A 16,756-nucleotide genomic window follows, 5' to 3' on the forward strand; every position below is an offset into this window, starting at 1 on the left:
TATCTATTCTATTTTAAAGTTCAATATTTGAAGAGGAAGAAATCTCTTCTTCAAGTTTAAAGAAGTAATCAGCAAGTTCTTTAGCACAGCTATCCATATCTTCATAAGTTAGAGAAAAATCAAACTCGTGCTTATCAATACTTACCTCATAAAGAGGGTCATAGTATTGTTCAATTAAAATCTCTCCAAGTTCTCTTAATTTTCCCTCGTTTAAAAGTCTAAGATAGTTATTAGTTTTTTCTTTAGAAACATAACGGGCAACTTTTTTAATACACTCTTCAATCTCATCACTTGGAACATGGGTATAGTCCTCCATTAAAATATCCAATCTATTAGTAATAGAGGTATCAATAAAAATATGTATTCCATTAGTCATAGCTTCATATATTGGCTCTGGAACATATAAATTTCCAATTCTCTTGCTTTCACTTTCTACAACTATATACTTAGTTTTACAAGTTCTCAAAAATTCAAAAATTTCTCCATCAAATCTCTTTTGACTTTGAGGTAACTTCTCACCTAAAGCACCAAAAAAAGATCCTTTATGTGCAGCCATCTTCTCAAGGTCCATTACAGAAACTCCAAGTTCAGCCATCTTATTTAAAACTTTTGTTTTACCTACTCCAGTTCTTCCATGCACTACAATATATTTAAACCCTTCATTAGCTTTAGGTATAATTTGATTAATAAATTCTCTATAAGCTTTATATCCACCTTCAAGTTTTGCAACCTTATAACCAAGACTAGCAAATAGAGATGTCATAGATGAGCTTCTCATACCACCACGGGCACACATAAAAATAAGTTTAGAGTATTTTTTTGAAAGCTCTTGTATCTGTTCAAAAATCTCTGGTAATCTTTTAGATATAAACTCAACTCCCTTTTTCTTAGCGAGCTCCTTTGACACTTGAACATAGGTAGTACCAACAATAACTCTCTCTTCATCAAGTAGTACAGGAACATTTACAGAGTTAGGTATTTTTTCTAATAAAAACTCCTTTGGCGTTCTAACATCTATCAATACAGCATTTTCCTCTAGTAAAAACTCTTCAAAACTTATTGTTTTCATCTTGGTTTCTCCTTATTTTTTTAGTAATTTAATGTATATTATATCATATATTAAAAGATATTTAAATAATTAAAATAAAAATAAAGTGAGAAAAAGATTAGGATAATATTTTCTATAAGAGAGTGAAAAAGTAAAAAGAAAGTGTTATAATAAATACATATAACAGTGTTGGGGGTAATAAAATGGATATAAGAGAGTGGCTTGGAAAAGATAATAAACTTGGACTTGATATTTGGAAGAAGAAATATAAATATGATGGAGAGAATTTTGAAACTTGGCTAAATAGAGTATCTGGTGGAGATAGTGAACTAAGAGAGATGATTGTGAATAAAGAGTTTATATTTGCAGGAAGAATTCTTTCAAATAGAGGACTTGCAAAACTTGGAAGAAAGATAACATATAGTAATTGCTATGTAGTAACTCCTCCAGAAGATAATCTAGAGTCAATATTTGATACAGCTAAAAAATTAGCAAGAACTTATTCCTATGGTGGAGGATGTGGAGTTGATATTTCAAAATTACGTCCGAAGGGAGCAGAGGTAAACAACTCAGCTAAACATACAACTGGTTCAATATCTTTTATGGACCTATACAATATGACAACGGATATAATTGGACAAAAGGGAAGAAGAGGAGCCTTAATGATATCTATAGATGCAAATCATCCAGATGTAGAGGAGTTCATCAAGATAAAATCAGATTTAACGAAGGTACAGAAAGCTAATATCTCAGTTAGAGTAGATGAAAAATTTATGAGGGCTGTAGTTGAAGGTAAAAATTATGAGACAGTATTTGAGGTAAAAGATACTGGAGAGATTATAAAAAAGAGTATAGATGCTAAGAGATTATTTAAGGAGCTAGCTGTTCAAAACTGGAGGTTTGCTGAGCCGGGAATACTTTTCTGGGATAGAATTTCAAATTGGAATCTTTTAAGTGAAGATGAGGATTTTCAGTATGCTGGAACAAATCCATGTGCAGAGGAACCATTACCAGCTGGAGGAAGTTGTCTTTTAGGTTCTCTAATCTTACCTAGTTTTGTGGGAGAAAATGGTTTTGATTTTGAAAAATTAAAATTGGCAGTAAAAAAATCTGTAAAGGCTTTAAATGATGTGTTAGATGAGGGATTACCTCTTCATCCACTAGAGGAGCAAAGAGAATCTGTAAAAGAGTGGAGACAGATAGGACTTGGAGTTTTAGGTGTAGGGGATTTATTGATAAAGTTAGGAATTAAGTATGGCTCACAGGAATCTTTGGAATTTTGTGATAGAGTGGCTAAAACCATAGTGGATACAGCTTTAAGAGCAAGTGCTATCTTAGCAAAGGAGAGTGGAGCTTTTCTAAGATATAGAGAGGAGAAGATATTGAAATCTCCATTTTTATTGGAAAATGCTAGCGAAGAGACTATCGAGTTGATAAAAAAATATGGACTTAGAAACTCTCAACTTCTAACTATAGCACCAACTGGTTCAATAGGAACTATGTTGGAGATAAGTACAGGGATAGAGCCTAACTTTGCCTTCTCATTTACAAGAAAGACAGAGAGCTTACATGGGGAGGATGTTTACTATAAAGTTTTCATACCTATAGCTAAAAAATATATGGAAGAGAATGGATTGGAATCAGAGGAGGAACTACCAGAGTACTTTGTCACAGCTCAAAATTTAAATCCATATGAGAGAATAAAGATGCAGGGAGTATGGCAAAAAAGAATAGATGCTAGTATCTCTTCGACAATAAACTTAGTGAATAAGGTTTCAGTAGAAGAGGTGGAGCATCTATATATTGAAGGTTGGAAAAATGGTCTAAAGGGAATGACAATATATCGTGCTGGTTGTGATAGAGAGGGAATACTGACTGTTGAGGATAAAAAGGAAAAAAATGTAGAGGATGCTTTAAAAAGTAAGATGGAGAGTATACCAAGAGGAGAGTTAAAACCAATAGCTCCAGATACTATCTACTATCCAAACAAGATGAGAATTGGATGTGGAAAGTTGAAAGTGATGATAGGATACTCACCAAGTGAGAGAGCTATACAAGATATATATGTAATTAGAAGTGGAACAGGTGGTTGTGAAAAAAATATACAAGCTGTGGCTATATATATGTCTGGAATATTGAGACTTGGTGGAAATCTGTTTATGCTTGAAGATGCTATAGATGGAGTAAGTGGTTGTACATCATTTGCAGTGGCAAGAAGTAAGAATTTAGATGTAAGTCAGGGAAGTACATGTCCATCGGCAATATTAAATGTTTTAAAGAAGTTTGAAAAGGATATGGGGCTTAATAAACATAATGAGGCTATGCAGAAGATAGATGCAGAAGATAGAGAGGAACAAAAGTTGATGAAAGAGGCAGAGAGTAAGAAGATAATCTGTCCAGAGTGTGGAGTAGAACTGGAGATTACTGGTGGGTGTTACACTTGTAGGAACTGTGGCTACTCTAAGTGTGAATAGTTGTAGAAAGGAAAAAGATGATAAGAGAAGCGAGAAAACTTTTAAAAGAGATATATGGATATGAGAATTTTAGAAGAGGGCAGGAGATAATAGTAGATTCTGTTCTAAGTAAAAGGGATACCCTCGGTGTAATGAGTACCGGTGGTGGAAAATCTATATGTTATCAAGTACCAGCACTTCTATTTAAAGGGATTACGATAGTAATATCACCTCTTATCTCTTTGATGAAGGACCAAGTTGATAGCTTAAGACTACTTGGAGTAAAGAGTGTATATATAAACTCGACACTCTCTAAAGAAGATTACTTAGCAAGTATTAGAAAGATACAGAGAGGGGAAGCAAAAATAGTTTATGTAGCCCCAGAGAGATTAGCTAATGATAAGTTTGTAGAGTTTATAAAAAAGTTTAAAATCTCATTGATAGCTGTAGATGAGGCTCACTGTATATCTCAATGGGGGCATGATTTTAGAAAGAGCTATTTAGAGATACCAAATTTTATGCAAAAGATAGGACAGAGGGTACAGATATTAGCTTTGACAGCTACAGCCACAAAGGATGTAAGAAGAGATATTGAGGAGAAGCTTACATTGAAAGACCCCTTCGTCTATGTACATGGATTTGATAGAGAGAATATATTTTTTAAAGTGGTAAAAAATGTAGTACCAGAAGCTTACATTGTAGATTATCTAAAAAAAGCTCCAAGAAAATCTGGAATAATCTATGCTTCTACAAGAAAAGAAGTAGATAATCTATATGCTTATTTGAAATTAAGAGATATAGAGGTAGGTAAATATCATGCAGGTTTGAGTGAAGAGGAGAGAAAGGAAAATCAGGAAAAATTCCTCAATGATGAGATAAAAATAATGGTAGCTACGAATGCCTTTGGTATGGGGATAGATAAATCAAATGTAAGGTTTGTAATACATAGAAATATACCAAAGGATATGGAGAGTTACTATCAAGAGGCTGGAAGGGCTGGAAGAGATGGAGCTCCAGCAGAGGCTATACTTATGTTCTTTGAAGAGGATGTAAGTACTCAAACTTTTTTGATAGATAGTAATGAGGAAACTGAGGATGAGTTAAAGAGAGAGAAGATAAAGAAATTAGATATTATGGTAGAGTATGCCTATCTTGAAAGTTGTTACAGAGAGTATATCCTAAAATACTTTGGAGATAAGAGAATAAAAAACTACTGTGGTAAGTGTGGAAATTGTAAAACACTTAAAAATGTGGAGGATTTGACAATAGAGGCTCAAAAGGTAATCTCATGTATTGGAAGAGCTAAGGAGAGCATAGGGATATCTACCCTTGTGAATATTCTCTATGGTAGAAGTGACACAAAGATGGATAGAAAGGAGTTTAATAAGCTATCAACTTTTGGAATAATGAAGGATAGGGATATTGTTTGGATAGAGGAGTTTGTAAATTTCTTAATATCTGAAGGATATTTTGAACAGAGTGCTGGAAGTTTTCCAGTATTAAAGTTTAATGATAGATCAAGAAGGGTACTAAAAAATGAGATATCAGTTTTCAGAAGAGTTGATGAAAAGATTAGTTTTGATTACTTTGAAGACCCATTATTTGAGAGCTTGAATCAGTTGAGAGGAGAGATAGCAAAGGCGGAGGGAGTAGCCCCATACATAGTATTTTCAGATATGACACTTTTAGAGATGGCAGAGTATAAACCTAAAAATAGGTGGGAGATGCTTAAGATTAGAGGGATAGGAAATCAAAAATTTAAAAGTTATGGAGAGGCTTTTCTTAAGGTTATCAATAGTTATAATGATGAGGATATAAAGAGACTTGAGATAGAAAGTGACAGATGTGAGTTGTTAGAGGATATTAGAGTTGAGAGACTAAAAGAAAGATTGGGATTAAATATAGAGTTAGAGAGTTTAAAAGAGATACTATATGAGACTTTAATAAGATAGAGAGGAAGTGAAAGGATGAAAAAAAGTTTGATGTTGTTACTATCTTTATTAGTAGTTGCTTGTGGTGGAGAAAAGGATAGAGTAGAGGAAAAAGAGATAGCCCCAAGTGAAGAGAAGGAGATAGTTCAAGAGGTAAAAGAGAGTTTAAAGATAAAGAGTGTATCTACAACTGGTGGAAAAAATCCAAGTGTAGACATAGCTTTTAATGAAAATATAGCTACTGAAAATTTAAAAAGTTATATAAAAATTACTCCTAATATAGAGTATAAAGTTTTAAAGATGAGGGAGCATCTTATAATTACAGGAAATTTTGATACGAATAGTGAGTATGAAATAGAGCTATTAAAGGGAATAAAGGGAGAGAGATCACTTTTAGAGGAAAATCTAAAGGAGAGCATAAAATTTAAAGATGTAGAGCCTAAGTTAATTTTCTCTAATGAGGGTATAATTTTACCTAAGGTAAATAAAAATAGAGTAAGTTTTAAATCTATAAATGTTAAGAGAGTTAATCTTAAAGTTAAGAAGATATTCTTCAATAATACTACTCAATTCTTACAAGATTTTATTTTTAAAGGGAATGGAAATATTTTTAGTTACTATGTACAGAGCAATCTATATAAAGTTGGAGAAACTGTATTTGAAAAAAGCTATGATTTAGATTATAAGAAAAATATTTGGGCACAAAATGAGATAGCTTTAGAAAATCTTACAAATGATAAGGGTGTATATATAGTGGAGTTATCCTTTGATAAAGATGGGGTAGATTACAATTTTCCAGAAGGTGTAGAGGAGTGGCAAAGGGAGAGTTTCTTTGAAGAGAGAGGAAAGATAGGAAAGGCTCTTCTTATATCTGATATGGGAATAGTAGCTCAAAAGGAGAGAGATAATAAACTTACTGTAAATATATTGGATATTGTAAAGAATAAGCCTATAGAGAGTATAGAAGTTAAGGCTATAAGTGTAAATAACCAAGTTATATCTGAAAAGAAAAGTGATAAAAATGGAGAAGTTACCTTTGAAAATGGAGATAAAATATTCTATGTTTTAGCTCAATCTAAGGATGAGATTTCAATTTTAAAGCTTTCTGATTCTAAACTTTCATATGATGGATTTTTAGTAGATGGAGAGTATAGAGATAGTGATATAAGAGCTTTTATATATTCAGATAGAGGAGTGTATAGACCAGGGGATAGAGTAAATATAGGAATAATAGCTAGAAATGGAGATAAGATTTTTCCAGAGGGACAACCTATAAAGATAGATGTATTCACTGCTAGAGGAGATAAGTATATTGATGGTGAGATAGTTAAAAATGGAAAAAATGGATTTTTTACCTATTCCTTTGATACTAAAAAAGAGAGTGAAACTGGAGTATGGGAGGTTACTGTTTATGTAGGTGGAGAGAAGGATAAAAAATTCTCTCTAAAAATTCCAGTAGAGAGTATAGTTCCATATAAGATAGAGGTAGGGACTGAATTTCCAGATAAGGTAAGTGACGGAGTGAATATATCTGGAGATATTACAGCTCAATATCTTTTTGGAGCTCCAGCTGAAAATCTGAAATATTCAAGTGAATTGACAATAAGAGAAAAGAGTGTAGAGTTTGAAAGATATAAAAAATTCACCTTTTCAAATCCAACTACCTATATAACAGATATAAGAATGGTTCAAAAAGGTGAGTTAGATAGTGAAGGAAAGGGTAAGATAGAGTTTAATCTATCAAAAAATATACCTAAAAATTTAAGTCTAAATGGAGAGATAGTCACTAAAGTAATAGAGCCAAGTGGTAGACCAGTAATAGCTATTGATAATGTCAAGATAAATAGTTTTGATTCCTATGTTGGAATTGAAAATCCAGAGGATAGATATGTAAAGAGTGGAGATAGTATAAATCTACAGGTAGTAGCTGTTTCTGAAGATGGAGAGAGACTAGTAAGTGGTAGAAAACTCAAATATAGAGTATATAAGAATGAGTACTCTTGGTGGTGGGATTACTACAATTATAACACTTTCCTAAAGTCAATAAAAACTGATAAAAATAGTGTGCTACTCTATGAAAAAGAGATTATAACTACAGATAAACCATATATCATAGACTATCAAATAGAGGGAAGTGGAGAGGTATTTGTAGAGGTAGAGGATACAGAGACAAAACAGAGTGCTGGGATAAATCTATATGTATCAACTTGGCAGGATTCAAGTATAAGTAAGAAGATAGATAAGTTAAAGATAGAGAGTGATAAAAAAGAGTATAATGTTGGAGATAAGGCAAAGATAACATTTGAGGGAGAAAAGGGAACAAGAGCTCTAATAACCCTTGAGAAATCTGGAAAAATTTTAAAAAGATATTGGAAGGATATAGAGGGAACTACTAATACAGTGGAATTTAATGTAGATAAAGAGCTATTTCCAAATGGATATGTTACAGTGACTCTTTTCCAAAAATATGCAAATTCAAATAATGATAGACCAATTAGACTATATGGAGCAGTACCTATAGTTGTTAGAGATGAGAGTAAGAGATTGGAGATAAGTTTAGATACTCCTGTTGTTTTAAAGCCAAATGAAAAATTTAGAATAGGTGTAGAAGCTAATAAAAAGATGGACTATACAGTTTCAGTTGTAGATGAGGGATTGTTACAGATTACAAACTTTAAAACTCCAAACCCTTATGAATATTTTTATCAAAAAGAGGGATTACAACTTACAACTTATGATAACTATTCAGAGATAATTGGTAGAAGTTTTGGAGATGTTAATCAAGTATTGACAGCGGGAGGAGATGGGTATCTCATGTCCAATGTAAGACTTGATAAGTCAGCTAATTCTTTTGGATTTGAACAATCTGAAAGATTTGAGCCTCTAGCTATATATAGAGGAGTACTTACTACAGATGAGAGAGGAAAGGGAAGTGTAGAGTTAGAGCTACCTAATTATACAGGGGCTATTAGAATTATGGTAACCGGTGCTAGTGGAGAGAGCTATGGAATGGCTCAAAAGAGAGTAGAGGTAAAGGCTCCTATCATAGCTAATATCTCAATGCCAAGAGTTCTAAAGGTAGGAGATGAGTTCCAAACATCTATAAGAGTATTTGCTACAGAGGACAATTTAGGTGAGATAGATTTAGCCTTTGAATTTTTAGGTAGAAGATATATTAAGGGTCTAAAATTAAAAAAAGGTGAGAGTAAAGATGTAGTTTTCAATATAAAAGTTGGAGATGAGATAGGAAACAAAGAGGCAAAATTGAAGATAAAATCTCCTAACTATAGCAGTGAGGAGAGTATCAATATAGATGTAACTTCAGATAATCCATACACATATATAAATGATGTAGAGTATGTAAAAGATGAAAAGAGCTTTGAATTTCCAAAGGAGAGTGTAAAAGGAAGCAGTAATGGAAAAATTTTAGTATCATCTTCTCCAATCTTAGCTATAGATAATAGATTAAAAGAGTTGATAAGATATCCTTATGGTTGTATAGAGCAAACTATTTCAACACTATTCCCACAGCTTTTTATAGATAACTTATCAGATAGTAAGGAGTTATCAAGGGAGCAAATTGTGAAAAATATCAATGGGGGTATAGCTAAACTAAGTGGTTTCCAATTACCTGATGGTTCTTTTAGCTATTGGGCTGGAAACAGTGATGGTGATTTATGGGCAACGAACTATGTTGGACATTTTATGGTTATAGCAAAGGATAAAGGTTACTATATCCCAGAGTCTCTATATAAATCTTGGTTAAATTTTGCTATTGAGAAGAGTAAAGATAGTAGTTATAACTTAAATCTAAAAGCATACACTCTATATGTATTAGCATTGGGAGGAGAGGCTCAAATTGGAGAGATGAACTATCTATATGATAATAATTTATCAGAACTAGATGATATATCTAAGTGGTATCTAGCTTCAGCCTATGCAATAATAGGAGAGGATGAGATAGCAAAATCAATAGCTAATAAGCTTTCTACTGTTGTAAAAGAGAAACCATTTGATTACTATGTGGATAGTTATGGCTCAAAACTAAGAGATGAGGCTATTGTTCTAAACTCTTACTGCACTGTGTATGGAAAGATTGATAAAAAATTATATGAGGATATATTGAAAACTCTTCAATCACAAAACTGGTTATCTACTCAAAGTATAGGTTACTCTTTGATGTCAATAGCTCAAGTAGTAAAGGGTAGTGAAGGAAAAGAGGTAAGCGGAAAACTAATAGTAGATGGTAAGGAGATAGACTTTAAAGATAAATCTGGAGTTTGGGAGTACTCTCAAGAGGGTATGAAGAGTGTAAAGGTCATAGGAAAAGATATCTATGTCAATAGATACTGGGAAGGAATTCCAATTAACTACGCACAAGCTGATGAAAGTAGAAATATAAAGATAGAGAGAAAATTCTATGATGATAATGGAGAAGAGATAGATGTAAAATCTTTAGAAAAAGGTAGAGCTTTCTATATGGAATTAAAGGTTTTACCAGCTGATGATGTCAAAGGATATTTTTATCTTGATAACATAGCTCTGACACAGATTATTCCTAGTGGTTGGGAGATTGAAAACACAAGATTACTTAACACTAATCTACCACAATGGATAGAGGAGAAGATAGAGAGTAGTAATCTAGAGTATGAGGATATAAGAGATGATAGAGTAAACTTCTTCTTTGATTTTAATAATTATGATAAGAAGGGACAAAGTTTCTTTATAAAGTTAAACAGTGTAACAAAAGGAAAGTATAAACTTCCAGGTACAAAAGCTGAAGGAATGTATAATAATGAGTACAGAGCTTATCTAAATGGTTTTGATGTTGAGGTAAAATAATGAGATTTTTAAAATTTCTTCCCATACTCTTTATCATACCAATCCTATTTCTGATAAATATCTACAGAGATTTTGATATAGAGGAGATGAGGAAAAAATTAGAGGGAAGATATAGCCAAGTTGTATTGGATAGTAAAGGTGAGATAATAGGTGCATATCTAAATAGTGATGAGCAGTGGCAGATTAAAGGAGAGGGAGAAATTCCCAAAAGATTAAAATTAGCTGTGATAAACTATGAGGATAGAGATTTTTATTCACATGGTGGGGTAGATTATCTAGCTATAATAAGAGCTTTGAAAGTAAATTTGAGTCAAGGTAAGAGAGTTGGAGCCAGTACAATAACTATGCAGGGGATAAAACTCTATAAAAGAAGAGAGAGGACGTATCTAAGTAAGTTAGCTGAGATAGTAGAGAGCTATAAATTGGAAAATAATCTTTCTAAAGATGAGATACTACAGCTATATCTAAACAACGCTCCATATGGTGGAAATATAGTGGGATATGAAACAGCCTCACAACTATTTTTTGGTAAAGGAGCAAAAAATCTTACTTGGGCAGAGGGGGCGACCCTTGCTGTCCTTCCTAATTCTCCAGGACTAATATCCATAGAGAAAAATAGAAAGAAACTCTTAGAAAAAAGGGATAATCTTCTGAAAAAGATGTATGAAAGAGGGGTAATTGATGAAAAGCAGTATAGATTAGCCCTTAAAGAAGAGTTACCTAAAGAGAGAAGATATTTTAACTTTCTAGCCCCACACCTAACTAGAAGATTGATAGGAGAGAGTGATAAGAGAATAATAAAAAGTACCATAGATAGTGAGTTACAAAGAAAAATAGAGGGAATAGTAAAAGAATATGGAGAGTACTTAAATAACAGAGGGATAAAAAATAGCTCGGTAATAGTAGTTGATAATAAAACTGGGGAGGTAAAAAGCTATATAGGTTCTCAAGATTTTTATGATTTTAAGAGAAATGGGCAGGTAGATGGAGTTAAGGCTAAGAGGTCAGTGGGCTCTGTATTAAAACCATTTCTCTATGCTCTTTCAATAGATGATGGCTTAATATCTCCAAAATCAAAACTTTTAGATGTACCACTCTATTTCTCAAATTTTAATCCTCAAAATGCAAATAAAAAATATTATGGTCTTATCGAGGCTCAAGAGGCTTTAAAAAAATCTCTAAATATTCCCTTTGTAAAACTTTTAGACGAGTATGGAGAGGATAGATTTTTTTATTTCTTAAAGGATATATTAAATTTTCCAGAGAGAGATTACTCAAATTATGGTTTATCTCTAATCCTAGGAACTAAGGAGATGAGTGTAGAGGATATAGCAAAGCTCTATTATGGATTAGCTAACTATGGAGAGTTCAGAGGGTTAAAATATCTAGTGAATGAGGAGATGAAAGAATCTAGAAACTTAATATCTAAAGGAGCTAGTTATTTAACAGTTGAAGCTATGCAAGGAGTACAGAGATATGGAGCTGATAATCTTTATTTGGGAAGAGATGGTATAGCGTGGAAGACAGGAACTAGCTATGGGCAGAGAGATGCTTGGGCTAGTGGGATATCTCCACGATGGACAGTGGTAGTTTGGTGTGGAAATTTTACTGGAGAGGGGAATAGAAACCTCTCTGGAGTTGTTACTGCAGGGCAACTACTTTTCAAAATTTTTAAGGTTCTTCCAGATAAAAATTTGGAGTTTGAAAAACCTATAGATGAGTTTAAAAGAATAAAAATAGATAAAGAGACAGGTTATAGACTTAAATATGATGTTCCTTACGAGGAGATAGATTACCCTAAAAAAGCTAAGAGTTTAAAAGTATCACCATATTATAAAAAGCTCTATGTAGATTCAGAGGGAAAAGAGATTGATTCTAGAGATGAAGAGTTTTACCAAAGTAATGAAGAGGTAATACTTAGTTATCCTATAGAATTACTGGACTATATGGCTAGAGAGAGTATAGATATATCTGATGAAAATAGTGAAAGAATACAGATAATATACCCTTTAAATAGTTTAAAGATATTTCTTCCAAAGGATTTTGAGGGAAGAAAAAAATTGATTGTTAAAGTTGCTAATCCTAAGAACAGAAATATATACTGGTACCACAATGGGAAGTATATATTCAGTGGAAGAGAATTAGAGAAAGCTTTTGATTTTTTACAGGGTGAGCACAGATTGACTCTCATATCTGAAAGTGGAGAGATAGCCGAGGTAAAATTTACTATCTTAAGAGGAAAATAGACTTATACTAGAAAATATGGTAAAATGGATTACTGAAAAAATAATACTAAGGAAAAGAGGTAGCTAATGATAGAGTTCTTTATAGCGAAGAAGCATATAGTTGAAAGAAAAAAGCAGAGCCTAATCTCAGTAGTTGGAATAACAATAGGAGTAGTTGTTTTGATGGTATCTATTGGGATAGCTAATGGTTTGGATAAAAATATGATAAATAGTATACTCTCTGTAACCAGTCATATAATGGTATCTAATGGTGAGAAAATATCTAACTATACTGATATCAAGGAGAAGATAGAGGGGATAGAGGGAGTAAAGGGAGCTGTCCCAAGTATATCTACTCAAGGTATATTCAAATATAATGGAATATATGGTGGTTATGTTTCAGGGGTAAAGATAGAGGGTTACGACTTGGAAAGTGCTAAAAAAGCTATGGACTTGAATAAAAAGATAGTAGCTGGAACTATTTCTCCAAATAAGATAAATGGTATCCTAATAGGTAAGGAGCTCTTTAATTCAATAGGAGCACAGATAGGGGATAAGGTGAGTATAATATCCTCTGAAAATAAGGAGATAAAGTTTGAGATAGAGGGAGTATTCCAAAGTGGATATTATGACTATGATATAAATATGGTAATTCTTCCTCTGAAATCTGTACAATATTTAACATATGGTGAGGATATAGCTTCTAAGATAGATGTTACCCTTTATAATCCATATAAGGCTTCAGAAATTTCTAATAAGATAATGGAGAAAACTGGGATATATTCAAGAACATGGGGAGAGATGAATAGAAATCTTCTATCAGCTCTTTCCCTAGAAAAGACAGTGATGATAATGGTATTTTCACTGATAGTAGTCATAGCTGGATTTGTTGTATGGGTAACTCTTAATATGTTGGTGAGAGAGAAGATAAAAGATATTGGAATAATGAGAGCTATGGGATTTTCTAAAAAAAATATTATGAAAATATTTTTGATACAGGGAATGGTATTGGGAGCTATAGGTATAACAATTGGAACGATTATATCCCTATCATTTTTATGGTATATAAAAAATAATACACTGGATTTTATTACTTCGATATACTATATTACAAAGATACCAGTGGAGATATCTACGAAGGAGATATTTATAATAATAGGAGCGAACTTTGGAATAATATTCCTATCTAGTGTATTCCCAGCATATAGGGGAGCAAAAATGGAAACTGTGGAGGCTCTAAGACATGAGTAAAGAGATTTTAAAATTAGAAAATGTGGAGAAAAAATATAGTGGTGGAGTAGAGGAGCTACACATAATAAATGATTTGACATTTTCAGTAGAAGAGGAAGAGTTTATATCAATACTTGGACGTTCTGGTTCTGGTAAATCTACTCTTTTGAATATTATGGGACTACTTGATAAGGTTGATGGAGGAAAGATATCTATTGATGGTCAAGAGGTTGATAGATTGAGTGAAGAGGAGAGAGATAGGCTAAAAAATCAGATGATAGGTTTTGTTTTCCAATTTCACTATCTACTCCCTGAATTTACGGCTTTAGAAAATGTTATGTTACCAGCTCTTTTAAATAATTTTTCTAAGAGGGCAGAGGTAGAAAAGAGAGCTAAGGAGTTACTTGATAAAGTTGGATTATCAGCAAGAGAGAATCATAAGCCATCACAACTTTCAGGTGGAGAGAAGCAAAGGGTCGCGATAGCTAGGGCTCTAATTAATTCTCCAAAAATTTTATTAGCAGATGAGCCAACTGGAAATCTTGATGAGGAAACAAGTGAGATGATATTTAAAATTTTGAAGGATATCAATAAAAATGAGAAACAGACTATAATTGTTGTAACTCACTCTAAGGATTTAGCTGAGATTTCAGATAAACAACTATATTTAAAGAAGGGTATCTTGGTTGAGGAATAAAAAAATAAAAAAATTTTTAAAATAAAAAAAGGAAATTTGCAATTTGTGGAGTATAATAAAGTAACAAAACAAAAGATACAGCAAGGAAGTGGTATTATGAAAATGACTATCCATGGTAAACAATTAGTTATTACAGAGGCAATAAAAAATTACGCGGAAACTAAATTAGGAAAGGTTGAAAAGTATCACGACGGTATAATAGAGCTAGCTATTAATTTATCAGCATTAAAATTAAAAACTGGTAATTGTCATACAGCAGAAGTGTTAGCTTACTTAGGAGGAAGCACAGTTAAAGCTTCTTGTACTGATGCAGATCTATATGCAGCTATCGATGGAGTTGCAGATATACTAGAAGGACAACTAAAAAAACACAAAGATAAAATAAGAACAGCGGTTCAATCAAGAGAACCAATGATTAGAAAGGTAAAATATAATCCAGAAACAAATACAGTAGAAAAAGAAGCTGCTGTAAATGTGGTAAAGGTATATTTACCACCAAAACCAATGGATGTAGAGGAAGCAATACTTCAATTAGAAATTTTAAATAAAACTTTCTTCCCATTCACAAATGCAGAAACTGGAGAAATGAACGTAGTTTATAAGAGAAAAGATGGAGACTATGGACATATAGCACCAGCAAAAAAATAGTCACAAAATAATTTAAATAAAAGGCTACCAATTCGGTAGCCTTTTTGGTATAATAGGAAAAAAGATAGTAAAAGGAGTAGAATATGAGAGTAATAAATAAAATAGAAAAAGCTTATGATAGAAATCTTATCTTAATATTTGAAGGAGATAAGGAGTTCTGTGAATATATATCAGAAGATGGGAAAAAATTAATAGCTACTATGATAGAGAAAGAGGAGTTTACTGGGAAAAAGGGAGAGACTCTATCTGTAAACTTTTTACAAAATGGTAAATTAATATCTATGGATATATTAGGATTTGGAAAAAAAGAAGAGTGTAGTGAAAATATTTTTAGAGAGGTACTATTTAAATATCTTTCTGGAAAGAGTGGAGCTATACTGATTTCAAGCAATAGAGAGGAGTTAAATAGAGCAGACTTAATTTGTGAGATAGTTGGAAATATAAATTACTCATTTGATGAGTTTAAAGAGAAAAAATCAAATAAGGTAGATGTAGAGTTCTTCTCTAGTGAGGCTATAGATATCACAGAGAGTCTAATTTTAAATGAGGCTACTGATATAACAAGAAATTTAGTGGATTTACCAGCTAATATTATCAATCCAATAACTTTATCAGAGAGGGTTATAGAGTTAGGAAAAGAGTTTGGATTTGAAGTGGAGATTTTTGATGATGAAAAAATTCAAAAATTAGGTATGAATCTTTTATACAGTGTGGGAAAGGCTTCAGCTACTAAACCAAGACTTATTGTAATGAGATATTTTGGTGATAGAGAATCTGAAGATATAATGGGATTAGTAGGAAAAGGGTTAACTTATGACACAGGTGGACTTTGTATAAAACCAGCAGATTCTATGATGAATATGAAAGATGATATGACAGGTGGGGCTACTGTAATAGGAACTATGTGTGCTATTGCTAAAAACACTCTTAAAAAGAATGTTGTAGCTGTTGTTCCAGCTTGTGAAAATGCTATCAATGGAAACTCATATAGACCTGGAGATATTATTCAATCTATGAATGGAAAATATGTGGAGATAATAAATACTGATGCTGAGGGAAGACTTGCTCTGGCAGATGCTATCACATACATAGTTAGAGATGAAAAGGTATCTGAAATAATAGATGTGGCTACACTTACAGGAGCTATGATGGTAGCTTTAGGAACATTTATAACAGGAGTATTCTCTAATAGAGATGAGGTTTACTCTCTTTTAGAAAAATCTTGTAATAAATATGGAGAAAGAGTTTGGAGAATGCCGTTAAATGAAGAGTTTGCTGAGGAATTAAAATCTGAAGTAGCAGATTTGAAACATATGGGTAATAGATGGGGTGGAGCTATATCAGCAGCTAAGTTTCTAGAAATATTTGCTGAAGGGACACCATGGACACATATGGATATAGCTGGAACAGCTTATAACAACTCTACTAAGTGGTATAAAAAAGGTGCTTCTGGAGTACACGTAAAAGGACTTTATGAGTATTGTAAAAATAGATAAAAAAATAATAGACAAAAATCTAGTTAAGTGATATATTATATTTAATTGAATAAGATTACTGGGGTGCCTTTTGGCTGAGATTGAGTGAAAACTCTAAACCCATTGAACTTGATTTGGTTAGTACCAACGAAAGGAGTAATTATAACTTTATATATTATATATCTGTTTATATTTCCTCCTTTTGTT

Annotated in this window: 9 protein-coding genes and 1 riboswitch; of the genes, 8 read left to right on the plus strand and 1 reads right to left on the minus strand. The window is 32.5% G+C overall.

Annotation, left to right across the window (positions count from 1 at the left end; genetic code table 11):
- Positions 1 to 13 precede the first annotated feature (13 nt).
- A complete protein-coding gene (mnmH, locus tag IAA47_06530; protein ID MBU3842617.1) occupies positions 14 to 1,069 on the minus strand; it encodes a tRNA 2-selenouridine(34) synthase MnmH in 1,056 nt (351 codons plus the stop codon).
- A 182-nt stretch (positions 1,070 to 1,251) separates the two neighbouring features.
- Here mnmH and IAA47_06535 point away from each other — a divergent pair, with 182 nt between their 5' ends.
- The 8 genes from IAA47_06535 to IAA47_06570 all read left to right on the plus strand — a co-directional run bounded on the left by IAA47_06535 (position 1,252) and on the right by IAA47_06570 (position 16,570).
- Complete coding sequence (locus IAA47_06535; GenBank protein MBU3842618.1) at positions 1,252 to 3,522, plus strand: adenosylcobalamin-dependent ribonucleoside-diphosphate reductase; 2,271 nt, start codon at positions 1,252 to 1,254, stop codon at positions 3,520 to 3,522.
- A 17-nt stretch (positions 3,523 to 3,539) separates the two neighbouring features.
- Positions 3,540 to 5,453 (plus strand): DNA helicase RecQ, encoded by a 1,914-nt coding sequence (gene recQ, locus IAA47_06540; GenBank protein MBU3842619.1) that lies wholly within the window; start codon positions 3,540 to 3,542, stop codon positions 5,451 to 5,453.
- Between the two features lie 15 nt (positions 5,454 to 5,468).
- Positions 5,469 to 10,274: an alpha-2-macroglobulin family protein gene (locus tag IAA47_06545; GenBank protein ID MBU3842620.1), complete on the plus strand. Its 4,806-nt coding sequence runs from the start codon at positions 5,469 to 5,471 to the stop codon at positions 10,272 to 10,274.
- The gene (gene pbpC, locus IAA47_06550) at positions 10,274 to 12,520 is read left to right on the plus strand and encodes a penicillin-binding protein 1C (protein MBU3842621.1); all 2,247 of its coding nucleotides are present in this window, start codon (positions 10,274 to 10,276) and stop codon (positions 12,518 to 12,520) included. Before IAA47_06545 ends, pbpC begins: the two co-directional genes overlap by 1 nt.
- Positions 12,521 to 12,586: 66 nt before the next feature.
- Positions 12,587 to 13,750 carry an ABC transporter permease gene (locus IAA47_06555; GenBank protein MBU3842622.1) on the plus strand — a complete coding sequence of 388 codons (1,164 nt, stop codon included), beginning with the start codon at positions 12,587 to 12,589 and terminating at the stop codon, positions 13,748 to 13,750.
- Positions 13,743 to 14,426 (plus strand): ABC transporter ATP-binding protein, encoded by a 684-nt coding sequence (locus IAA47_06560; GenBank protein MBU3842623.1) that lies wholly within the window; start codon positions 13,743 to 13,745, stop codon positions 14,424 to 14,426. The genes IAA47_06555 and IAA47_06560 overlap by 8 nt, the downstream gene beginning before the upstream one ends.
- Positions 14,427 to 14,522: 96 nt before the next feature.
- Positions 14,523 to 15,074, plus strand: a complete 552-nt coding sequence (raiA, locus tag IAA47_06565) for a ribosome-associated translation inhibitor RaiA (protein ID MBU3842624.1) — start codon at positions 14,523 to 14,525, stop codon at positions 15,072 to 15,074.
- 83 nt (positions 15,075 to 15,157) lie between these two features.
- A complete protein-coding gene (locus tag IAA47_06570; GenBank protein MBU3842625.1) occupies positions 15,158 to 16,570 on the plus strand; it encodes a leucyl aminopeptidase in 1,413 nt (470 codons plus the stop codon).
- Between the two features lie 49 nt (positions 16,571 to 16,619).
- Positions 16,620 to 16,722, plus strand: a riboswitch (TPP riboswitch).
- Positions 16,723 to 16,756 lie beyond the last annotated feature (34 nt).

The sequence above is a fragment of the Candidatus Fusobacterium pullicola genome (assembly GCA_018883725.1).
Taxonomy (GTDB): Bacteria; Fusobacteriota; Fusobacteriia; order Fusobacteriales; family Fusobacteriaceae; genus Fusobacterium_A; species Fusobacterium_A pullicola.

Coding starts and splice junctions, on each gene's coding strand:
- IAA47_06570 (MBU3842625.1), top strand. CDS start 15,158: ATGAGAGTAATAAATAAAATAGAAAAAGCTTATGATAGAAATCTTATC.
- raiA (MBU3842624.1), top strand. CDS start 14,523: ATGAAAATGACTATCCATGGTAAACAATTAGTTATTACAGAGGCAATA.
- IAA47_06545 (MBU3842620.1), top strand. CDS start 5,469: ATGAAAAAAAGTTTGATGTTGTTACTATCTTTATTAGTAGTTGCTTGT.
- IAA47_06555 (MBU3842622.1), top strand. CDS start 12,587: ATGATAGAGTTCTTTATAGCGAAGAAGCATATAGTTGAAAGAAAAAAG.
- mnmH (MBU3842617.1), bottom strand. CDS start 1,069: ATGAAAACAATAAGTTTTGAAGAGTTTTTACTAGAGGAAAATGCTGTA.
- recQ (MBU3842619.1), top strand. CDS start 3,540: ATGATAAGAGAAGCGAGAAAACTTTTAAAAGAGATATATGGATATGAG.
- IAA47_06535 (MBU3842618.1), top strand. CDS start 1,252: ATGGATATAAGAGAGTGGCTTGGAAAAGATAATAAACTTGGACTTGAT.
- IAA47_06560 (MBU3842623.1), top strand. CDS start 13,743: ATGAGTAAAGAGATTTTAAAATTAGAAAATGTGGAGAAAAAATATAGT.
- pbpC (MBU3842621.1), top strand. CDS start 10,274: ATGAGATTTTTAAAATTTCTTCCCATACTCTTTATCATACCAATCCTA.